We start from the raw sequence: 21,998 nt of genomic DNA, 5'->3' as shown, positions 1-21,998 counted from the left end.
AGCTGTCTATTATTGGCGCGATGAAAAAATCTATGCCATACTTTTTGAATCTCAAACAAGGAGTATACCATTATGTTTTACTCAAGATACTTAACTTATTTGGGAGTCATCAGTCTACTATTATCTGCCTTTGCACAAGCACAAGTACCATCTCAACAATTATCGCCAGACCAGACAAAATACCTACAACAGCAAATTAATGAACAAGTTACAGATAAATCTGCACTACCAATGGTAGAAAGTTGGTCAGATGCCAAAAAAGTGGCAGAGTTTATTTGTCGCCCTTTTGCCTTACCCATCATTAAGAAATATTATAAAGACGCAGATAAAATTTTCCTCGGTGTAGATTCAAAAGAGAGTATCAGACTCAAACAGCCTTCTGAATTAGTCGGCATCGGTATGTATAGGACGAATGATGGTTGGCATGACATTCGATTCTCCTGCAAATTAGATGCAACTGGCAAAGCTCGGTCATTCAGATTCTTTCCCATAAAGGAGAAGTAAATGAAATATCTCTGGTTTATGTTACTTATTTTCTCCCCACTCAGTTTTGCGGCCAGTTTTGACTGTGCCAAAGCCAAGGCACCGGATGAGAAAGCAATTTGTTCAAACCCAAAGCTCAATGAGCTGGATGTGGAATTAAGTGTGAAATATCATTTTCTGCGTGGGTTATTTGCCATGGGCGTATCTGGCGAAATGCATGATAACCAAACTGCATGGCTGAAACAGCGCCACAAATGCAAGGGCGATACAACCTGTTTGCTGCAAAGTTACCACCAACGCATTAATCAGCTTGATACGCTGTATAATTCAATAGAGAAACCGATTTGATAATAAGTCATTGGGACGCAAGGAACGTTATATAACTTCCACTTGCCTTTTCCTTATACTGATGTTAATAATGTTAACATTATGAAAAATAAATTGATCGATATTCTGGCTAAGCCAGTCCAACAAACCACCACCACCGAAACCATCAGGTTGTTCGGGGGGTAGTTACAACTGAATTTTTAAAACCCTCTGAGCGATTCGCCAGAGGGTTTTTTTATACCCATTCCATGCGTTTCGCCCAGAGTTTTACTAAGGAGATAGGATGAAAACTCATCGCGAAATCGCACAACAACTCGATTTGTTCCACTCAGAGCCTCAAGGGCCTGGTATGATCTTCTGGCATCCAAACGGATGGCGTTTATTTCAGGATATTCAGCAACATATCCGCCAACTTTATCAACAATACGGTTTTCAGGAAGTTCGTACCCCTCAGTTTTTGAAAAAGGATCTCTGGCAAATTTCCGGCCATCTTATGATGTACGGAGAGGATATGTTCTTTGGTGGTGATCAGGAGAATATGCACGCTTATGCACTAAAACCGATGTCTTGTCCGGCACACATTCTGCTGTTCAAACGACATGTGCATAGTTACAGAGAACTCCCGGTCAAGTTATTTGAATTTGGTCTTGTTCATCGCAACGAACCCTCTGGTTCTTTGAATGGCTGTTTACGCTTGCGCCAGTTCACTCAAGATGATGCCCATATTTTTTGTGCATGGTCACAAACTTGGGATGAAATCCGACACTTTTTGAACAGGGCCAGGCTCGTTTACAACCAATACGGTTATCAGCAGCTTTCAGTTAAAATATCTACACGTCCAGAATCGGCTCTGGGAAACCAATCTTTATGGCAAAAAGCTGAACAAATCCTTATTGAAGTTTGCCAAAGTGAATCGATTGATTTCGAATTACAGGCCGGAGAAGGTGCATTTTATGGACCTAAAATTGAACTAACTCTTCAGGACAATATGGGACGCGAATGGCAGTGCGGTACAATCCAATTGGATTTTAATCTTCCAGAACGCTTCAATATTTCTTATACAAATACTTCCGGAGAGAAAGAACGTCCGGTGATCTTACATCAAGTAATATATGGTTCAATAGAGCGGTGGCTCGGTATGTTGTTGGAAGTCACTCAAGGAGCTTTACCGGAGTGGATCCATCCATTACCGGTTGCAATTGCAACGGTCAATGAAAACGTTCTCGACTATGCCAACACATTAGTAGAATTACTCAAATATGCAGGACTACATGTGCTGATAGATGACGGTGATAGTTCCGTTGCCCGTAAAATCAAACGGTTCCATCAGATGAAAATCCCCAATATTTTGATTATTGGAGAACAAGAAATGAATATGCATCAAGTGGCACTCCGTCGAGGTAACGTGGTCATTCCCATAGAGAAAACTAAACTGGTTGATCAGTTAATTAGTTACAGGAAATTGTGATGACCGGAGGAACCCGTTTGGTCACTGAGTCAATCAGTGACCGAAAATTTAAGTTAATACTGAATCAATTCCTTGACTAAATAAACTTAACTATTCTCGGTAAATTAGCTAATATCAAAAAAACTATAAAAACATATTAAAACTTAAACAGATATAAATAAACTTTCATAATAACGATACACTCATTTTTTTCATTCCCGGTTGTTGCCCGAATGAAAATGCAATCATAAATTCTTCAACGCACGCTAAGAGTTGCCACATATACTGACAGCAATGATTTCGGGTGACGGTTTCATGCAAGGATTGCCACAAGCGTTCAATCTTATTTAGCCATGGCGAATAGACCGGTAAAAATAACAGGTTAAATTGAGGATTTTGTTTTAGCCATTCCCTGACCTTATGGCTTTTGTGAATACCATAATTATCCAAAATCAACGTGATACTTTTGGCTTGACGATACTGACGATTAATTTTCTCTAACATATTGATAAATAAATCAGCGTTTTTCTTTATACCACCGACATAAGTCACTTGACCTGTTCGGGCATCAAGGCAGCCTGCAAGGTAGTGCTTTTGGTTTTTCCCCGGTGTCATCACGCGTTTTTGTTGTCCTTTTAGACACCAGTCTGCCCCGATTTTAGGATTCAGATCGATATCGACTTCATCTTCATAAAAAACAAGATGTTGCTCTGATGCGTTGGCTAAGGCTTCGGTGATTTTTGCCATTTTTTCGTCATACTCCGGATCAGGCTTTTTGACAGTAGGCGCCGCTCTTCGCCAGACAATACCCACCTGACAAAAGTAACGATAAAGCGTACTTTTCGACAGTGATACCCCTAATAATTCATTGATTATCTGAGTGATAAGTTCAATACTCCAGCGTGAACGCAAACAGTCAAAATCCTGCGGGGAGTGTGATAATAAGAACGACAACAAGCTAAAAATCGGGGCTAAATTCCATCGAGTAGGCCTTCCTCTCGGTAAGCTTTTTAATCCTTCCAGCCCATATAACGTTAACCAATTTATCCAACGATGGACGGAAGAACGTGAACAATGAAGGGTTCTGGCGATGTAAGAAACGGTCTGACCTTCATGTAACATCAAGAGTGCCATGAGTCGGCGGGCGTAATCTTTATCTCGGGTTTTATGAATAAATTTTTTCATCTGACGTCGTTCATTTCGGGGTATTGGTGCTATGATTCGCATCACTCAGTCCATTTTGGGATTTTTTTGATTTGGCGATTAATCAGATCGCAAAAATTGGACTGAGTTCCCTTCAAGTGATCTACTATTTTGAAAGCTTATTTATATGTTTCTATGAATAGCATTTGATTAAAAACAATCCCAGAATATTGGGATAGATCTTACAATATAGCAAATATATTAATCCTATAAATTTAATACTATTAAAAATAAATAATGAGTGTTACTTTTTCTTATAAATATTTGGGCGAACTATTTGCCAAACACCATTTTCATAACTAACGGGAGAGTAGCCAAATTTTTCATATAACCAAGGTGCCGTTGACGTCACAAGCATAATTCTACGTAGCCGTTGCATAACGGGATGAGATTGACAACATGTTATCAACCAGCGGCCTAATTGTTGTTTTTGATATTCTTCCAAGACATAAACATCACATAGATAGCCGAACGTCGCAAAATCTGTGACGAGCCTGGCAAACCCTATTTGAGTTTTATCTTTATACAACCCAAATGTCAGGCTGTTTTCAATAGCAGACCGTACTGTTTCGAGATCAATACCTTCCGCCCAACGGGAACGTGTCAAAAATTGGTGAATAGCGGTAATATCTAAAAGCGATTTGTCTGTTGAAACTTGGTAGTTTTCTTTCTGCCAATGAAAGTGTTGTGCCATATTTTTTCCCCTGATTACTGCATATCTGTAACAAAAACCCGCGCAAACGGAGCACCAAAATACTTCACCCGTATTTGGAACCATTGCGGTTCACTAAAATACTCTTGTGAACGCCAAACCACAGCGGAATTAAATTACCCTGAATCCATTGATGCCTTTAGTAAAAATATTCTTATTAACATTGTATGGGTGATTAAAGCAAGAATTCTTGTTCCTGAGCACACATAACGGCTCTTGTCGCTGGTGTAAGTTTAGTTCTCATCCGCTTTTCAACTACCCCGTTAACGTGCAGCCCTTCAATCAAAACCAAGTTAAGGCTTCTCATTTAAGGATATTATCTATTTACCCCCTGAATGTTCTCGAATCTTCTTAGCCAATATGCTCAAATCCTTATCAGATGCTCGTTTACTATCATGTGATGATATATATCCTTCGTATTCATGAAAAAATTTGTCCACACAAGATGATATTTTTTTAAAACGGCTATTATTTCCTGTTCCGTGCATAGGAAATAGTTTGGCGTGTATATGATCAACGCCATAGCCTTCGAATATTAGCCCTGTTCTAGCAACACCGTCTAAGGTTGAATCAAGGAGTTTAGCAACCTTTTTAGAAGCGATGATCAACCCAGACAAACTATCATCACTTAATTCAAATGCGTAACTTTCATAATGTTTCTTGGGAATAACTACTGTAAAACCCTGTGTGTTTGGATATATTGATAAAAAAGCTATGTAATCATCATCTTCCCAAATAACATGTGCAGGTGATTTTCCATTAACTATTTCGCAGAAAATACAATTATTCATATAAAAATTTTTATTGAATAAAAAAGACGATTTCAGACAAAAGGTGGCGGAAGATCACAGGAGTCGAACCTGCCGAGGGCCGCTGGCGGCCCCATCTGGATTTGAAGTCCAGCCGCCCCACCGGGGACGATGATCTTCCATTAATAAAATTGATGAAGAGCAGGGATTATAGCGCGTCTCCAAGAATATCTAAACTTCTCCGCAACTTCACAGATCCCTGACAGCAAAAGAACCTAATTGTTCGCACAAAAGTGCGGCATTAACATTGAACTCACGATATCTTATCCCCATCTATCGTCAACAACCCATTGGGATACGGGGCTGGTTTCAGCCTATACCCAAATACACATATAAGGCGCTCATTATGACTAATCCGCTACTGCTATCTTCTGCATTGCCTAAGTTCTCTGCAATCGAACCAAAACATGTCGTGCCTGCGGTGAAAGAGACATTATCCAATTACCGTCAAGTCATTGAGAAGATTTTATCCGAACACACTGCTTTTACTTGGGATAACCTGTGCCAACCCATTTCAGAAGAGAAAGACCGGCTTTCCCGTATGTGGTCGCCAGTCGAACACCTAAATGCGGTCAAGAATAGTCCAGAGCTTCGCGAAGCCTATGAGCAAAGCCTGCCCCTGCTTTCTGAATTTGATACCTGGTTGGGGCAACACAAAGGGTTATATCAAGCATATAAATCGCTAAAAGAGAGCCAAATCTTCGAAACCCTTTCCCAGCCACAACGCAAGGTTGTTGAAGATACGTTGCGTGATTTTGAATTGACCGGCATTGGCTTACCAGAAGAGAAACAGAAACGTTACGGTGAAATTACTGCTCGTTTATCTGAGCTGGGTGCAAAGTTCGGCAATAATTTGCTGGATGCCACTATGGGATGGACCAAACTAATTACCGACGAGGGTGATTTGGCCGGTTTGCCTGAAAGTGCCAAAGCCGCAGCCAAGGCCAGTGCCGAAGCCAAAGGACTGGATGGGTGGTTGCTGACACTCAATATGCCAAGTTATCTGCCAGTCATGACCTATGGCGATAATCGTGAACTGCGCAAGGAAATGTATTATGCCTATACGACCCGTGCTTCTGATCAAGGGCCAGATGCCGGAAAGTGGGATAACAGCGAAGTGATGGCGGAACTACTTGCATTACGTCATGAACTCGCCCAATTATTTGGGTTCAAGAACTATGCTGAAAGTTCCCTGGCAACAAAAATGGCTGAAACACCTCAACAGGTACTCGATTTCCTGAACGATCTGGCCAAACGCGCCCATCAACAAGGTCAAGAAGAGTTGGAAGCACTCACTAACTTCGCCAAATCTCATCACGGTGTTGATGGGCTGGAAGCGTGGGATCTGGCATATTACAGCGAAAAGCAAAAGCAGCATGACTTCTCCATTGATGATGAACAACTGCGCCCTTACTTCCCGGAACAACGAGCGCTTGAAGGGCTGTTTGAAGTCATTCGCCGCATTTATGGCATTACCGCCAAAGAACGCCAGGATGTAGATACATGGCATCCTGATGTGCGTTTCTTTGATCTGTATGATGATCAGCAGGTATTGCGTGGCAGTTTCTATTTAGATCTTTACGCCCGTGAACACAAACGCGGTGGCGCATGGATGAACAGTTATGTCGGCAGAATGCGCCATGCATCTGGCGAGTTGCAAATCCCGGTCGCTTATCTGACTTGTAATTTTAACAAACCAGTTGGTGATCAACCTGCCCTGTTTACCCACGATGAAGTGACAACACTGTTCCACGAGTTTGGGCATGGCCTGCACCATATGCTGACCGAAATTGAAGTTTTAGATGTGGCCGGCATCAGTGGTGTGCCGTGGGATGCAGTAGAGTGTCCAAGCCAGTTTATGGAAAACTGGTGCTGGGAGCCGGAAGCACTGGCATTTATCTCCGGTCACTATCAAACTCAGGAACCCCTGCCACAAGAGATGCTGGATAATATGCTGGCGGCCAAAAACTATCAGGCCGCAATGAAGATCCTGCGCCAGCTTGAGTTTGGCCTGTTCGATTTCCGCTTACATGTGGAATATGATCCAGCCAAAGGAGCGCAAATCCTGGAAACGCTGCAATCAGTGAAAAAACAAGTTGCGGTTGTACCATCGCCAGATTGGGGACGCTTCCCGCACTCCTTTAGCCACATCTTTAATGGTGGTTATGCAGCGGGTTATTACAGCTATCTGTGGGCGGATGTGCTGGCAGCCGATGCCTATTCTCGCTTCTCAGAAGAAGGGATTTTCAATCGCACAACCGGTCAGTCATTCCTCGACAATATTTTGTCCCGCGGCGGCTCAGAAGATCCAATGACACTGTTTGTCCGCTTCCGGGGCCGTAAACCAGAACTGGATGCAATGCTGAAGAGCTACGGCATCGGCGGATAATCACCTGTGAAGATTTGTTTGATTTGTGAAGAAGGCGCTGATCGCAGCGCCTTATCGTTATTGGCTGAACGTTGGGATCTGATCCACGATGAAGATTCAGTCATGGCGCTGGTATTGACACCCGAACGACTCGAATTGCGCAAGCGCGATGAGCCTAAGCTGGGCGGGATTTATGTCGATTTTGTCAGCGGAACAATGGCGCACCGTCGTCGCTTTGGTGGTGGTCGTGGCGAAGCCGTCGCGAAAGCCGTCGGCATCAAGAAAGATTATTTACCCAATGTTGTGGATGCTACCGCTGGGTTGGGACGCGACGCTTTTGTGCTGGCTTCTATCGGCTGTCATGTCAGGATGTTAGAACGCAACCCTGTAGTAGCAGCATTGTTGGATGACGGACTACAGCGTGGCTATCAAGATGAAGAGATTGGAGGTTGGCTGAAAGAACGCATGACGCTGATCCACGCCTCAAGCATTACAGCATTGACAGATATTACACCGCCGCCAGATGTGGTTTACCTTGATCCAATGTATCCACATAAGCAAAAGAGCGCGCTAGTCAAAAAAGAGATGCGGGTTTTCCAATCACTTGTCGGGGCAGATGAGGATGCTGATAGTTTACTGGAACCGGCTCGTGCATTGGCAAAACGTCGGGTTGTGGTAAAACGGCCAGATTATGCAGAACCACTGGCGGGTGTTAAAGCTTCCGCTGCAATTACCACTAAAAATCACCGATTCGATATTTATCCTTGTTAGAAAAATAAACCCCATGTTACGTATGGGGTTTTTAAATCATCTGACTAATCCGAATTCCGCTTAAACCGTCGATCAATACAGGGAGGCCAAAGTGACGGCCTCAGATAAATCAATAGGTTACAAGTATAGTTTTTAAAGATAGCAGCATAGATATTTTGAGATCTTCACAACCTTGATTTTGAGATAATAGTGAGCCACTATGTAACATAACATACCATAAATAATCACTTTTTTTTCCTGATTTCGAGATATTGAAAACACTACTTTTAAGATAACTTAAGATATGGCTACATTTAATCACTTTGAACTCAAATTATTAAATCCTAGTTTTGATTCTCCTCTTGTGGATATCATAACTGAACTAGAGTTATTGAGACATTTACGCCTAGAAATTGATGTGCATCCATCACTTTTTATTCAATTAAAAGAAATCTTTCATATGCTTGAAAGTCTTGGCTCAGCCAGAATCGAAGGCAACCATACAACCCTTGCTGACTATATTGAAAGTAAAATTGAAGGAACTCAGAGCCAAGATGATCAGTTGAAAGAAATTGATAATATTGAAAAAGCAATGAGCTTTATAGATGAATATTTTAAACGTGGTGACGAGATAACAGAGCGTTTTATCAGAGAATTACATACCCTTGCGGTAGATAACTTACAACGCGAAGGAGATAAAACACCCGGTCAATATCGCCATTATGGTGTGAGCATAGGGCAATCAGAACATCTTCCGCCTGATAGTATAAAAGTCCCTGACTATATGAATGAATTAACCGCTTTCATTAACCGTGAGGACAGCCCTAAATACGATTTAATGAAAATAGCTCTTGCCCATCATCGCTTTGGTTGGATTCATCCTTTCAGCAACGGAAACGGTCGAACAGTAAGATTGTTAACTTATGCATTACTTATCAAGTATGGATTTAATGTTCAAGCTGGCGGCAGGGTTCTCAATCCTACAGCAGTGTTTTGCAATGATAGAAATAAATATTATGAAATGTTATCAAAAGCAAATCTTGGAACTCGTGAAGGGCTTGAAGAATGGTGTATTTATGTATTAGCTGGTATCTCTACTGAACTAAAAAAGGTTGACCAGTTAACCAATTTACATTTCTTAAGTCAGAAAATTTTATTTCCAGCAATAGCATTTGCTTTAGAAAAGAATGCGCTAAACAATATTGAAGCAAAAATACTGAGAAAAACAGTTACAGTGGGCATTATTAAGGTAGGAGACTTGAAAGAGGTTTTACCTGAGCTTAAGTCAGCGCAAATAACATATCAAATATCTAAACTAGTAGAACAGAAACTATTAAAGCCAACATCAAATAAAGCCAGAAGCTACGCGATTAATATATCCCATTCATCTCTGATAAGAGGAGTCATTCAATCCTTGAGAAATGAAGGATTCGTTCCTAGCTTATAGTTATCAATACCCTCCATCAATATTGAACATGACAAAAACACAGATAATTTGCGGAGAGAGTTATTCTTGGATGGCAGATCCACCAGTGAACATATTTTTATCAATTCAGTGATGCACCTCGATTTAGCGAGTACCCAGGTCATGCATTCAATCCGTTGATTACGTATTTTCGTTCAATGAACGTACTAATGACTTTATCATGTGACAACGGATTGAATACATGACCAAATTTTAAAATCACAGTAATATGACAGGTGAAAGAAGAGTCGAATGGTTATGGTTTCGCTAGGATACATGTGTCTTGTCTGCGGCGCAGACGATACCCGTTATTGAGACAAAACGGCTTCCATTGCGGAATACAAAAACGACAAAAGCCATCAACATCGCCGAACATTTCTACTCATTGTTTATTGCCTGTTCCTCCCCAGAGCGATTTAGGATGTGCACCAAAACCTTGCTCTTGGAACAGGCAATTTGACCATGCTATTGGCTATATTAAACAACACCTTGTGACAACATCGCATCCGCCACTTTGACAAAGCCAGCGATATTTGCGCCTTGTACGTAGTTAGTTTGTTTTTCTTCTCCACCATATTCTACACAGGCCTGATGGATATCAAGCATGATGTGATGTAAGCGAATATCCACTTTCTCTGCTTTCCAACTCAGACGCGCTGCGTTCTGTGCCATTTCCAAACCCGAAGTTGCCACTCCACCCGCATTAGCTGCCTTGCCCGGTGCAAACAAAACACCTGCTTCAAGGAAAGCTGTAGTAGCTTCAATCGTCGCCGGCATATTGGCGCCTTCCGCAACAGCTTTCACACCATTTTTAATCAATGTTTTCGCCGCTTCCAAATCCAGTTCGTTCTGCGTCGCACAAGGCAGGGCAATATCCACAGGGATGGACCACGGATCCTGGCCTTTGAGGAAAGTCAGTCCACGCTCTTTGGCATACTCTTCCACACGGCCGTAGCGCTGGTTTTTAATTTCTTGAAGATGAGCCAGTTTCTCCGCTGTAAAACCATCTTCATCCAATACCGTGCCGCCTGAATCCGATACGGTGACGACTTTCGCCCCCAACTCCATGCATTTTTCAATAGAATACTGGGCGACATTCCCCGCACCGGACACAGATACTCGCATGCCTTCAAGTTCCATACCATGGCGTTTAAGCATTTCATGGGTAAAATAGACCAGCCCATATCCGGTAGCTTCGGGGCGGATCAGGCTGCCACCAAAAGACAGGCTCTTACCCGTGAAAACGCACGCCGTATTGTTGGACAATTTTTTCATCATACCAGCCATAAAACCGACTTCACGGCTGCCTACACCAATATCTCCGGCAGGCACATCAGTATCAGGCCCCAGATGGCGGTAAAGTTCTGTCATCAATGCCTGACAAAATCGCATAATTTCGCCGTGGCTTTTCCCTTTGGGATCGAAATCAGAACCCCCTTTTCCGCCTCCCATCGGCAGCGTTGTCAACGCATTCTTCAATGTCTGCTCAAAACCTAAAAATTTCAGGATAGAAAGATTCACAGAAGGGTGAAAACGCATCCCACCTTTAAAGGGCCCAATGGCAGAACTGAACTGAACACGCCATGCGCGGTTAACCTGTACTTTCCCTTGATCATCCACCCAGCAGACGCGGAATTGGATAACTCTTTCCGGCTCCACCAGACGTTCCAATAACCCTTGCTCACAATATTGCGGGTTTTGTTGCAGAAAAGGCCAGAGAGAGGTCAACACTTCTCGTACTGCCTGTAGGTATTCTACTTGATGCTGATTACGGGATTGAACCGAATCGAGAAATGAAACTAAAGATAATGAAACATTCATTTGGGCTTCCTTTTTGTCATTCAGATGTGATGACCCCCTGCCATTTTCCATATTATTTTTTTGTTGAAAATGTGAGGTAATTACGGTTTGCTTTCTGAATATAGCACTGTTCTATGCTTAAATTTCAACAACTATTTTTTGTCTATTTTCTCAAAAATTACTTTGACAATTTCTAAACCAGTTTCATTATCTTTTCTAAGGATAAAAAAATCGCCTGCATAAGCAGGCGATTTTACGAAATAAAATATCAACCGAAGATTATTCTTCGTCACGTAAAGGTACGATCAACATATCAACATGAACGGTGTTAATAAGCTGGCGAGCTGAAGACATCAACTTACTCCAAAAATCCTGATGGTGACCACATACAACCAGATCCATATCGTATTGTTTAATCGCATCCACAAGGACTTGTCCTAAATCACCACTACCACTCAACGTTTCCTGAACAGGATAATCTGCACCAGCAGAGAGTTCTTTCAGGGAATTACGCGTTTCATCCGCGATGCGCTCCTGCATATCGCCAAGATTTACGTCAATCAAGCCGGTATAAAGATCAGAGTAGTTAACATCAACATGGATCAGGGAAACTTTGGCATTGTACGGTTTTGCCAATGATACGGCTTTTTCCACCAAAACCTGACTTTCTGGAGATAAATCAACCGCAACAAGAATATGTTTGTAAGCCATAAGAACTCCTTCCATAACGTCGTTTAAATGGATTGGCAACATTAAACGCCATGATTCGATGTTCATACTATAACCGCTCAATGTGTCTTTTGAGTGTTGTTGTGATCACAACTTATTGTTTTACTTTCAAACCAGCCACAATAGCGGATCATATGCCTTACGATGATACCTACTAAGCACTGTATTTTTAACTAAGATTTAATATAGTTATTATTCAAATCAAAATGTTTCCTATTGGTTTCTTCTTTTACTGGCAGCTATTGGCAATCTTTACTGCCACAATCAGGAGGGAGGAAGTATGTTCAATACCATTGCACTATTTTGGGCAGTTTGCCTTATCTGCATTATTAACATAATGCGCTATTTTTCTTCGCTCCGTGTACTTCTGTCCATTTTACGCGAGTCAGATCCCCTGCTGTATCAAGCCGTTGATGGAAATGGTTTTTTTAAAACTAATGGTCAATTCAATAAGCAGATGCGGCTCGTGCGTTATATCAATTCACAAAGTTATATCAATCATCACGACCCTGATGTCGTCCTGTTGTGCGAAAGGATGAGGAAACAATTTATATTGACAGAAATACTATGTGGCGTTGTCCTGCTATGCCTAATAGCGATGATGATCTGACGTAAATGTGAGAAATGGTGAATTCCCGATCTAGTTGCTGCATATCTTTATCCTGATTCAGAAGTTTATGTTTTAGATGCAGATGATCAACTTTTATCGAGCATAATGTTATGCGCACAAAAATATGACTTAACTAACATAAAAACAATTCAATATAATGCATTTGATGAATTGCCTGTTCGTCTTCGTAAACATGCTTAGACAGATCTTTTTGTTCTACAATTGCATTTAAAATGGCTGAAGCGCAGCAATTCAGCGAAGACAGTTTCCATAAAATTCAACAAGAATTTTATCTCTTCATTCTTTTTTCTTAATAAAAATATGATAAAAGAACTAAACAATGAACGTCAGTCAGGAGGGATTATGCTGTATATTTTCGATCTGGGTAACGTGATTATTGATATTGATTTTAAAAGAGTATTGGCTGTTTGGAGTAATCTGAGTGGGGCACCACTGGCAACATTGACCCCAAAATTTTCTCAGGGCGAGACGCTTGAAAAACATGAGTGCGGGCAAATAAGTGACACTGAATTTGCAGAAATGATGTGTGATGAAATGGCGGTTTCACTCAGTTTTGAACAATTTGCGGAAGGCTGGAATACAATCTTTATCGATGTCAGGCAGGAAGTCATTGAGTTAATGAATAAATTGCGTGCTAAAGGGCATCGTGTGGTTGTTTTGTCAAATACAAATCGTCTGCATATTGATTACTGCTCAGAGCATTATCCTGAGATTGCAGCATCAGCGGATTTCCTTTATCTATCCCACGAATTGGGGATGCGTAAACCAAATCTTGATATTTTTAACCATGTGCTTGTCGCGGAAGGTGTGGAAGCGGATCAAGCCATATTCTTTGATGATCTTTTAGAAAACGTCGAAGCAGCAAAAAAAACAGGCATCACTGCACTGCATGTGGCTGACAGGAACATCATCCCTGATTATTTTAAGTCACATGACTTCTCACTCCCCGCAAAAAATTAAATTGTTAGCTTATTGCAACGGAATAACAGGCAAGAGAAATGATCGCATTAATTCAGCGTGTCACACAGGCAAAGGTTGTTGTTGAAGGCGAGACGATTGGCGAAATTGGACAAGGGTTGCTGGTGTTGCTGGGGGTGGAAAAAGACGATACCCCACAAAAAGCGCAACGTTTATGCGACAAGGTAATGGGGTATCGGGTATTCAGCGATGAGCAGGGAAAAATGAACCTTAATGTTCAGCAGGCTGGCGGTAGTTTGCTGGTGGTATCGCAATTTACATTGGCTGCGGACACCCAGAAAGGCTTAAGACCCAGCTTTTCTGGTGGTGCTGAACCACAAAAAGCAGAAGAGCTTTATCGCGATTTTGTTGAACAGTGCCATGTAACTGGTGTAAAAACAGCAACGGGAATATTTGCAGCAGACATGAAAGTCAGTTTGATCAATGACGGGCCGGTAACTTTCTGGTTGCAAGTATGATGTGTTTCAAGAAAGGGGTTGTTTCTATGTACCATCTGAGAGTACCTCAAACAGAACAAGAGTTAGAAACTTATTACCAATTTCGTTGGGAGATGTTGCGTAAACCGCTTCATCAACCTGTTGGATCAGAGAAAGATGGTTACGACTCAATGGCTCATCACCAAATGGTGGTGGATGAACAGGGCAATCCGCTGGCTGTTGGGCGCTTATATATCAATGCGGATAATGAAGGCGCTATTCGCTTTCTGGCTGTGCATCCCAGTGTGCAGCGAAAAGGTTTGGGTACGCTGATTGCGATGGCATTGGAATCGGTGGCCAGACAGGAAGGTGTGAAACGAATTGTTTGCAGCGCGCGGGAAGACGCCGTCGATTTCTTTGACAAGTTGGGTTTTCAAAACCGCGGTTTGATCAATGGTGCTAAGGCGTCGCCGATCAACCATTTCCTCATGATCAAACCGATAATAAGCCTTGATGATATCTTGCACCGTCCTGATTGGTGTGCGGAGTTGCAGCAGGCATGGCATAAGCAAATCCCTTTGAGTGAAAAGATGGGGCTTAGGATCACCCAATATACTGGACAACGCTTCGTGACCACGATGCCGGAAGCCGGAAACCAGAATCCACATCATACTATTTTCGCAGGTAGCTTATTTTCTCAGGCCACCTTAACGGCATGGGGATTGATTTGGTTGTTGCTACAGGAGCGCCAGTTAGGGGGAGATATCATTTTGGTGGATGCCAATATTCGTTATCGCCAACCGATTACAGGACGCCCCTGTGCAACTGCGGATTTCAATAATATGAGCGGAGACCTTGCCCGTCTTGCCCGTGGCAATAAGGCGCGTGTAACGATAGAAGTGCAGGTTAGCGGTGAACACGGCGTAGGTAGCGTGTTCACCGGCACTTATATCGTCCTGCCTCCCGAACGTCTTACTAAAGCTTAATTTTCGCGCAGGTTTGACTCTCCGTAGCAGGATTATCTACGGAAGAGGGTGCGGTCTGGGGACAGCGGCTCGTTGAGATCAAACCTTGCTCAATAGATTGTGACTCTTTGTTTGATGATTTATCTTCAGCAGCCAATGTGCCGTTTATTGTTCCCTTAACGTCGTCAGCGGAGAGATCTCCCGTGATAGCGAGTGTGAAATTGCCTTCTCCCTGAATATTAAGTGGTATCCAACCCCATTGTGGCAAGATATGCAAATCCGCGTTCATTCCTTTGAAGTTAAGGTTAAAAGGGGTATGAGCCGTTTGTTGTTCCACTGAGCCTGCCACTTGCAACAGCCCTTCACCGGTAAAGCCATTTAATTTATCAATGGTGGCTTTGCCATCTGTAGCGTGCAGTTGCAGATAAGGGCGGGTTATTTCGATTTTGTTAAATGTTCCCGCAGCCGCTTGCAGTGATGCCTGACCATTCCATAATCCCCACTTGCCATTTTTCAAGATATCCATGTTGTCAATATGGGCTGCAAGCGTGGTGAGCTGGAACGGGAAATTGGGATTGGTATCAATCAGCAGCGTATTATTGATAGTAATATCATTAAGTTTTACGCCTGAAATCCATTCCGGCGCAGGCTGTTTGAAATAATCGAGCCATGTTGCTGGCAGAACATAAAGCAGCCCTGTTACAGAACTTTCTTTGAGGGTAAGGAGCCGGCTTTTGCGATCCCACTGAGACTGGATATTGAACAATCCTTTTTGATAGTGGGTTGTCAGGTTCGCGATGGTAAGGGTATCACCAGAAAAACGGAATTTTCCAAGCGTGTCACTGAACTGTGCATTATCCAATGTCATGTTCATCGCGTTAAAATCTATCAATCCATCTTCAGCGTTCCAACTGCCATTGGCTAAGCCTAAGTTTTTGATGGTGCTATCCAGATAATCAACAGACCAGTTTTGCCCTTGCAGTTTGGCATTGGTGATATTGAAATCTTTGACATACATAGTTGGTAGATGACTGATTTTTCCTTTTAACTCACCCAGTGTCATCGGGGTTTGCCAGCGAATGTCACTGAGCAGGATATTGTTCCAACGCCAACTGCCGTCAGGCAATTGCTGGCCATTGCCAGAAATAGCGCCTCGCAGAAATGTTGCGCCAAAAGAATCGATAGTCAGAGCCTTATCCTGGTAACTGCCTTGCATAACGGCATTTTCAACAGATATGTCATTTAAGCGGATCGTACTGGCACTGAATTGATATTTTCCATTACCAAATGGGTTGCCCACAGCAGGAGCCCAAGGTGTAATGCCGCCCGTGATATTCTCCCCCTGAATACGCGTATTGGGACTCTCTAGCTGAATATTCATCTGGTTCAGTTGCAGGATATCCGCTTGTAAAAGAGGGGGAGTTTGATTTTCAGGTAGTATCAATGTTCCTTGTTGCAATGTCAGACGACGGAGATTTTGGGGGGACAGTAAATGCTGCCATTTGAAATCGAGATCAATGGCATCGGCATTGAGTGAGAAAGGACTTTGTTTGTCACGAATGTTAATGTGGTTAAGTGATAGGGTAGCCGGTTGCAGCCAGCTATGGTCGATGCTTTCAATACTGACTTGGTAATGTCCTTGTCTGCTGAGCCATTGACTTAATTGTTTGGCTCCCCAATGCGTCTGGGCAACAACATAGATAACTATGATTGCCAAAATTAGTAATAGTAGAAGAGTGACAAAAAATTTCCCTAACCACCTCATTATTTCACCTCAACAGTGTAACCTTCCAATAGAAGCCCTTTTATGCCGTAAAATAGGGCAGCACTCAATAGATGATTTAGATAAAAAAGAAAACTCCCGCCGGTAAGGCGGGAGAGACGTATTATACAGAAATCTGACAACTATTTTTCTTGGGGAAAAATGAGGTTAAGCAGAATGGCGGTTAACCCACCGGCAGCAATGCCTGAAGAGAGTAAGTTTTTCACCCAATCAGGGGCAAATTGCAAAATCAACGGTTGCTGAGAGACACCTAACCCCACGGCCAGGGACAGTGCGATGATCATAATGGCACGGCGATTCAGGTGTTCACGGGAAACTATTCTGACCCCAGATGCAGCGATAGTGCCAAACATCACAATCGTCGCCCCACCCAGAACAGGTTCAGGAATGTGTTGTACAAAACCAGCCACGGCAGGAAACAACCCCAATAGGATCAGCATTGCAGCAATCATGTAACCGACATGGCGACTGGCAACACCCGTTAGTTGGATCACGCCATTGTTCTGGCCAAAACAGGAATTTGGAAATGTATTGAACACGGCTGACACCATAGAATTGAAGCCATTTGCCAGTACACCCCCCTTGATACGTTTCATGTAGAGTGGGCCGCTGACAGGCTGTTCGGAGACATCAGAGGTTGCTGTGATATCACCAATCGTTTCCAGTGATGTCACCATAAAAATCAGCATCAGTGGGATCAACAGATTCCAGTCAAAAGACAAGCCATAATAGAGTGGAGAAGGAACGGTGATGATTGGGGCATCTTCTTTCGGTGTTGAAACGGGTAACATATCCATGTACCAGGCCAGCAGATAACCCACTGTCATGGCGATGACCAGAGATGCAACCCGCAAGTAAGGGTTATTTTGGCGATTCAGCAATACGATAACGGCAAGAACAGTTCCAGCGAGCAGCAGGTTTTCTGGTGCACCAAATGTGCCGTTTTGAATCGCAGAATAACCACCCCCAATCGAAGTTAATCCCACTTGAATTAACGATAAGCCAATAATCATCACCACGATACCGGATACCAGAGGTGTGATGATCCGTCTTGCCAAATGTAACACGCGTGAGAGCAGCACTTCCGTCATTGAGGCGAGCATCAGTGTACCGAACAAGGCTGCCATCATCGTTGGAATATCCGCACCACCATTTTTCAACGCCAGGCCACCCATAATCAGTGGGGCAACGAAATTAAAACTGGTGCCCTGAATTGAAAGCAAGCCAGAACCGATTGGCCCCCAAGAGCGAATTTGAATAAGTGATGCCAAGCCAGAGGCAAACAGGGACATACTGATAATGCGTTGAGTATCCTGCTCTGGAAGCTCCAGAGCCTGGCAAATCAACATTGCAGGTGTAATAACAGCTACAAACATGGCCAGTAAATGTTGGGATGCAGCAAATAAGGTATGTGGAAGTGGCGGCTTATCTTCCAGACGATAGATCAGTTCGTTATTTGATTTATTGGGGACTTCTGATGAATTGGATCCACGGGGTAAATTGACCATGTTGTGAAATTTCAGATAGACAAAAAGTGCATTTTAATGATTCTCATCATTAAAGCAATCGTTTGCGTTAAGTTTTCATCATGAATTACGGCTTAATCCTGTCACATTTTTAAATGTTTTAACTTGTGTTTATGAGAAATTTTATTTCTAATCCAACCCTTACCTGCTCTTGGCGTTTTTACAGGATGATTATAACGTCACATTAAATTCACATAATATTAACAATGGGTGAGGTACATCGATGTATCATCTAGATATTTATGGCACGCTCGTTGCTGCCACGCTGGTTTTGCTACTAGGAAGAAAACTCGTACAATCAGTCCCATTCCTTGAGAAATATACGATCCCTGAGCCAGTCGCAGGTGGCTTATTGGTTGCGTTAGTTCTGTTGGCAGTTAAACAATCTGTAGGTTGGGAAGTTAGTTTTGATTTATCTCTCCAAGAGCCTCTCATGTTGATGTTCTTTGCCACAATCGGTTTGAACGCTAATCTTGCCAGCCTGAAAGCAGGCGGAAAATCTTTGGTTATTTTTGTCTGCGTGGTTGTTGGACTGTTATTTGTACAAAACACGGTTGGTATCGCCTTGGCGAAAATGCTTGGCCTTGATCCGTTAATGGGATTGCTGGCAGGCTCCATTACACTATCTGGTGGGCATGGAACAGGTGGTGCTTGGAGTAAGGTATTCACTGAGCGCTATGGTTTTGAAAATGCTACGGAAGTGGCAATGGCATGTGCAACATTCGGCCTGGTTTTAGGTGGCTTGATTGGGGGGCCAGTTGCCCGTATGTTGGTGAAAAATACCCAAACACCAGGGTTGGAGTCTGAGGATACCGAGCTGCCGACGGCATTTGAGAAACCTTATACTGGCCGGCTTATTACACCATTAGTGATGGTGGAAACTATTGCTATGGTTTCCATTTGCTTATTGGCAGGTAAGTTTATTGAGAAACTGTTACAAGGCACAGCCTTTGAATTGCCGACATTCGTGTGTGTTCTGTTTGTTGGTGTCATTCTTAGTAACGGACTCTCTCTGCTTGGTTTTTATCGGGTATTTGACCGAGCGGTGTCGGTCTTGGGTAACGTCAGCTTATCGCTGTTCCTGGCGATGGCTTTGATGAGCCTGAAACTGTGGCAACTGGCTTCCCTTGCGCTGCCAATGTTGGTCATTCTTGCCGTACAGACTTTGGTTATGGCGTTGTATGCTATTTTCGTTACTTACCGGATCATGGGTAAAAATTTCGATGCGGCAGTATTGTCAGCCGGCCACTGTGGTTTTGGTTTAGGTGCGACACCAACAGCCATCGCGAATATGCAAGCGATCACTGACCGTTTTGGGCCATCGCATGTAGCATTCTTACTCGTACCTATGGTGGGGGCATTCTTTATTGATATCGTTAATGCTGCCGTCATCAAATTGTATCTGTTATTACCGATGTTCCCATCTATAGCAGGTTAAAGTAATACACTTTTGTCCTCGCCTAATATCTTGGCGAATATGCCGCTGAAATATTCAGCGGCTGGCACCTAAGCGCGGCTATATTGGGAACTATCCGGCAACCAGCGTTCAATCAGCGCTTTGGCGTGTTCAGGATAATTCTGGTGGATATAGTGGGCGATACGCTGAACTTCGGGCAGCATACCTTGGTCTCGCAATAAATCCGCGATCCTGAATTCTGCATTACCTGTTTGGCGTGTACCCAACAGTTCACCTGGTCCGCGGATCTCTAGATCTTTCTGGGCAATCACAAAACCATCATTACTGTCCCGTAAAACTTGCAGACGAATTTTCGCTGTATTGGTCAGTGGAGTTTTATAGAGCAAGACACAATGAGAAGCAATGGCACCACGCCCGACGCGCCCTCGAAGTTGGTGCAACTGTGCCAATCCTAGCCGTTCGGGATTATCGATAATCATCAGGCTGGCATTGGGCACATCCACCCCGACTTCAATGACCGTAGTGGCAACCAGCAATTGTATTTCACCTTGCTTGAACGCTTCCATGACGGCTTGTTTTTCTGCTGGTTTCATCCGCCCATGCACTAAGCCAATTTTCAATTCAGGCAATGCCAGTGTCAATTCTTCACTGGTTGCCTGTGCGGCTTGCGCTTCCAATACCTCAGAATCTTCGATCAAGGTACATACCCAGTAAGCCTGACGGCCTTCATCCAGACAGGCGCTTTTGATACGTTGGATAATGTCGTTCCGGCGAGTATCTGGGATGGCAACGGTGGTGACAGGCGTCCGGCCTGGAGGCAATTCATCAATGATAGAAGTATCCAGATCGGCGTAGGCGGTCATTGCCAATGTGCGTGGAATAGGGGTCGCTGTCATGATCAATTGATGGGGGTGGAAGCCTTGGTCGCGCCCTTTCTCCCATAATGCCAGACGTTGGTGAACACCGAATCGATGTTGCTCATCAATGATAACCAGTGCCAATCCGGCAAATTTTACCTGCTCCTGAAACATGGCGTGAGTACCGACAATCATGCTCACTTGACCGTTTGCTATCGCCTCTTGCTGTGCCTGACGTGCTTTACCTTTCTGTTTGCCTGCTAGCCAACCGACCTGAATACCCAGTGGCTCAAGCCATTGACGGAAGGTATTGGCGTGTTGCTCTGCCAAAAGTTCAGTTGGTGCCATCAGTGCTACTTGCTTGCCGTGAACAATGGCACGGACAGCCGCCAGCGCTGCCACTAATGTTTTCCCTGAACCGACATCCCCCTGTATCAGACGCATCATGGGGACATTTTTTGCTAAATCGTGTTCTATTTCTGCTACGACACGGGCTTGAGCGCTTGTGGGTGAGAATGGTAACTGGCTTAGAAGTTTCTGTTTCAGTGAATCATTTGCCATTAAGGGATATGCATGAAAGCGCTGGGCTCCCGCCCTGACTGCCAACATACTTAAATGATGCGCCAGTAATTCTTCCAGAATTAACCTACGCTGGGCTGGATGTTGGCCATTTTCTAAATCGGCCAGAGAAGTATCCGGCGGGGGATGGTGCAATGTACGCAGTGCGTCGGGCAGACTGATGAGCTTCCGGCTGAATTTTTCTGGTAGTAATTCATTAATGGCGCAGGTAGCCAATATTTCCAATGCCTGATCGATTAACTTGCGCAGCGTTGTTTGACGTACTCCCTCGGTCGTGGGATAGATGGGGGTCAACGTCTCTTGCAGTTGGATACGGTTGGCATGTTGTTGGATTTTATATTCAGGATGGATAATCTCTGGCCCTTGATTTCCGCGACGAATTTCCCCATAAGCAACAACGTGCTTTCCTGCGGCCAGGTTATTTTTCATGGTGGCAGTAAAATTGAAGAAACGCAGAGTCAAAATACCTGTGCCATCACTGATTTGGCAGGTCATGATGCGCCGACGCCCAAACGTCACATTGGTGCGTAATATTTCACCTGTTACCGTAGCATAAATACTGGGCAATAATTCATGAATGGTATACAGGCGGGTTTGATCCTCATAGCGGAGTGGAAAGTGAAAAAGTAGATCCTGTAGATTGACCAACCCTAACTTAGCGAGCTTAGTGACCTGATTGGCTCCAACGCCACATAACGTGGTTAAGGGAATGGCATCAAGTAGTTGGCCTTTCATACGATTTCTCCGTCAGTG

Annotated in this window: 20 protein-coding genes, 1 tRNA gene and 1 pseudogene; 12 read left to right on the top strand and 10 right to left on the bottom strand. The window is 43.5% G+C overall.

What is annotated here, in order from left to right; all coding sequences use genetic code 11:
• Nucleotides 1-72: 72 nt before the first annotated feature.
• The 3 genes from AAC853_RS05820 (at nucleotide 73) to thrS (ending at nucleotide 2,278) form a co-directional block, all read left to right on the top strand.
• Nucleotides 73-504: a hypothetical protein gene (locus tag AAC853_RS05820; RefSeq protein WP_338883990.1), complete on the top strand. Its 432-nt coding sequence runs from the start codon at nucleotides 73-75 to the stop codon at nucleotides 502-504.
• The gene (locus AAC853_RS05815) at nucleotides 505-831 is read left to right on the top strand and encodes a lysozyme inhibitor LprI family protein (protein ID WP_340613946.1); all 327 of its coding nucleotides are present in this window, start codon (nucleotides 505-507) and stop codon (nucleotides 829-831) included.
• A gap of 262 nt (nucleotides 832-1,093) precedes the next feature.
• On the top strand, nucleotides 1,094-2,278 hold the full coding sequence (gene thrS, locus AAC853_RS05810; RefSeq protein ID WP_340613945.1) for a threonine--tRNA ligase: 1,185 nt from the start codon (nucleotides 1,094-1,096) through the stop codon (nucleotides 2,276-2,278).
• Nucleotides 2,279-2,443: 165 nt separating this feature from the next.
• Here thrS and AAC853_RS05805 read toward each other — a convergent pair whose 3' ends face one another.
• The 4 genes from AAC853_RS05805 to AAC853_RS05790 form a co-directional block, all read right to left on the bottom strand.
• Nucleotides 2,444-3,484 (bottom strand): IS630 family transposase, encoded by a 1,041-nt coding sequence (locus tag AAC853_RS05805; RefSeq protein WP_340613247.1) that lies wholly within the window; start codon nucleotides 3,482-3,484, stop codon nucleotides 2,444-2,446.
• Nucleotides 3,485-3,704: 220 nt separating this feature from the next.
• Nucleotides 3,705-4,154 (bottom strand): GNAT family N-acetyltransferase, encoded by a 450-nt coding sequence (locus AAC853_RS05800; RefSeq protein ID WP_340613944.1) that lies wholly within the window; start codon nucleotides 4,152-4,154, stop codon nucleotides 3,705-3,707.
• 338 nt (nucleotides 4,155-4,492) lie between these two features.
• Nucleotides 4,493-4,963, bottom strand: coding sequence for an HIT family protein (locus AAC853_RS05795; RefSeq protein ID WP_340613943.1), 471 nt, complete (start codon nucleotides 4,961-4,963; stop codon nucleotides 4,493-4,495).
• A gap of 44 nt (nucleotides 4,964-5,007) precedes the next feature.
• A tRNA-Sec gene (locus AAC853_RS05790) sits at nucleotides 5,008-5,102 on the bottom strand.
• A 225-nt stretch (nucleotides 5,103-5,327) separates the two neighbouring features.
• Here AAC853_RS05790 and prlC point away from each other — a divergent pair.
• The 3 genes from prlC to AAC853_RS05775 all read left to right on the top strand — a co-directional run bounded on the left by prlC (nucleotide 5,328) and on the right by AAC853_RS05775 (nucleotide 9,546).
• The gene (gene prlC / locus AAC853_RS05785; RefSeq protein ID WP_340613942.1) at nucleotides 5,328-7,370 is read left to right on the top strand and encodes an oligopeptidase A; all 2,043 of its coding nucleotides are present in this window, start codon (nucleotides 5,328-5,330) and stop codon (nucleotides 7,368-7,370) included.
• Between the two features lie 6 nt (nucleotides 7,371-7,376).
• The gene (gene rsmJ, locus AAC853_RS05780; RefSeq protein WP_340613941.1) at nucleotides 7,377-8,120 is read left to right on the top strand and encodes a 16S rRNA (guanine(1516)-N(2))-methyltransferase RsmJ; all 744 of its coding nucleotides are present in this window, start codon (nucleotides 7,377-7,379) and stop codon (nucleotides 8,118-8,120) included.
• Nucleotides 8,121-8,403: 283 nt separating this feature from the next.
• Complete coding sequence (locus AAC853_RS05775; RefSeq protein ID WP_340613940.1) at nucleotides 8,404-9,546, top strand: Fic family protein; 1,143 nt, start codon at nucleotides 8,404-8,406, stop codon at nucleotides 9,544-9,546.
• Nucleotides 9,547-9,776: 230 nt separating this feature from the next.
• On the opposite strand, the pseudogene AAC853_RS05770 reads toward AAC853_RS05775, so the two are convergent.
• Nucleotides 9,777-9,904, bottom strand: a pseudogene (locus tag AAC853_RS05770) (IS982 family transposase); the annotation flags it as partial.
• Here AAC853_RS05770 and AAC853_RS05765 point away from each other — a divergent pair.
• Nucleotides 9,848-10,024 carry a hypothetical protein gene (locus AAC853_RS05765; RefSeq protein ID WP_340614181.1) on the top strand — a complete coding sequence of 59 codons (177 nt, stop codon included), beginning with the start codon at nucleotides 9,848-9,850 and terminating at the stop codon, nucleotides 10,022-10,024. The pseudogene AAC853_RS05770 and the gene AAC853_RS05765 sit on opposite strands and share 57 nt — an antisense overlap.
• A 17-nt stretch (nucleotides 10,025-10,041) precedes the next feature.
• On the opposite strand, the gene gdhA is transcribed toward AAC853_RS05765, so the two are convergent.
• Entirely contained in the window at nucleotides 10,042-11,385 is a 1,344-nt protein-coding gene (gene gdhA / locus AAC853_RS05760) for an NADP-specific glutamate dehydrogenase (RefSeq protein ID WP_340613939.1), read from the bottom strand.
• A gap of 258 nt (nucleotides 11,386-11,643) precedes the next feature.
• Nucleotides 11,644-12,075: a universal stress protein UspA gene (gene uspA, locus AAC853_RS05755; protein ID WP_338883974.1), complete on the bottom strand. Its 432-nt coding sequence runs from the start codon at nucleotides 12,073-12,075 to the stop codon at nucleotides 11,644-11,646.
• Between the two features lie 298 nt (nucleotides 12,076-12,373).
• Here uspA and uspB point away from each other — a divergent pair, with 298 nt between their 5' ends.
• The 4 genes from uspB (at nucleotide 12,374) to fabY (ending at nucleotide 15,104) form a co-directional block, all read left to right on the top strand.
• Complete coding sequence (gene uspB / locus AAC853_RS05750) at nucleotides 12,374-12,703, top strand: universal stress protein UspB (protein WP_338883973.1); 330 nt, start codon at nucleotides 12,374-12,376, stop codon at nucleotides 12,701-12,703.
• 363 nt (nucleotides 12,704-13,066) lie between these two features.
• Nucleotides 13,067-13,684, top strand: coding sequence for a glucose-1-phosphatase (yihX, locus tag AAC853_RS05745; protein WP_340613938.1), 618 nt, complete (start codon nucleotides 13,067-13,069; stop codon nucleotides 13,682-13,684).
• A gap of 38 nt (nucleotides 13,685-13,722) precedes the next feature.
• The gene (gene dtd / locus AAC853_RS05740; protein WP_338884060.1) at nucleotides 13,723-14,160 is read left to right on the top strand and encodes a D-aminoacyl-tRNA deacylase; all 438 of its coding nucleotides are present in this window, start codon (nucleotides 13,723-13,725) and stop codon (nucleotides 14,158-14,160) included.
• A 26-nt stretch (nucleotides 14,161-14,186) separates the two neighbouring features.
• The gene (gene fabY / locus AAC853_RS05735; protein ID WP_340613937.1) at nucleotides 14,187-15,104 is read left to right on the top strand and encodes a fatty acid biosynthesis protein FabY; all 918 of its coding nucleotides are present in this window, start codon (nucleotides 14,187-14,189) and stop codon (nucleotides 15,102-15,104) included.
• On the opposite strand, the gene AAC853_RS05730 is transcribed toward fabY, so the two are convergent.
• Together AAC853_RS05730 and AAC853_RS05725 are read right to left on the bottom strand one after the other, a co-directional pair.
• Nucleotides 15,094-16,848 (bottom strand): AsmA family protein, encoded by a 1,755-nt coding sequence (locus AAC853_RS05730; RefSeq protein ID WP_340613936.1) that lies wholly within the window; start codon nucleotides 16,846-16,848, stop codon nucleotides 15,094-15,096. The genes fabY and AAC853_RS05730 overlap by 11 nt on opposite strands.
• 140 nt (nucleotides 16,849-16,988) lie before the next feature.
• Nucleotides 16,989-18,374 (bottom strand): nucleobase:cation symporter-2 family protein, encoded by a 1,386-nt coding sequence (locus tag AAC853_RS05725; RefSeq protein WP_340613935.1) that lies wholly within the window; start codon nucleotides 18,372-18,374, stop codon nucleotides 16,989-16,991.
• A 241-nt stretch (nucleotides 18,375-18,615) separates the two neighbouring features.
• Here AAC853_RS05725 and gltS point away from each other — a divergent pair, with 241 nt between their 5' ends.
• Nucleotides 18,616-19,830 (top strand): sodium/glutamate symporter, encoded by a 1,215-nt coding sequence (gene gltS, locus AAC853_RS05720; protein ID WP_338884064.1) that lies wholly within the window; start codon nucleotides 18,616-18,618, stop codon nucleotides 19,828-19,830.
• Between the two features lie 68 nt (nucleotides 19,831-19,898).
• Here gltS and recG read toward each other — a convergent pair whose 3' ends face one another.
• Entirely contained in the window at nucleotides 19,899-21,980 is a 2,082-nt protein-coding gene (recG, locus tag AAC853_RS05715; protein WP_340613934.1) for an ATP-dependent DNA helicase RecG, read from the bottom strand.
• Between the last annotated feature and the right edge of the window lie 18 nt (nucleotides 21,981-21,998).

Source organism: Xenorhabdus thailandensis, from assembly GCF_037996785.1.
GTDB lineage: Bacteria > Pseudomonadota > Gammaproteobacteria > Enterobacterales > Enterobacteriaceae > Xenorhabdus > Xenorhabdus griffiniae.
The sequence above is the reverse complement of the archived record's forward strand: the minus strand, read 5'-3'. Positions and strand labels throughout refer to the sequence as shown.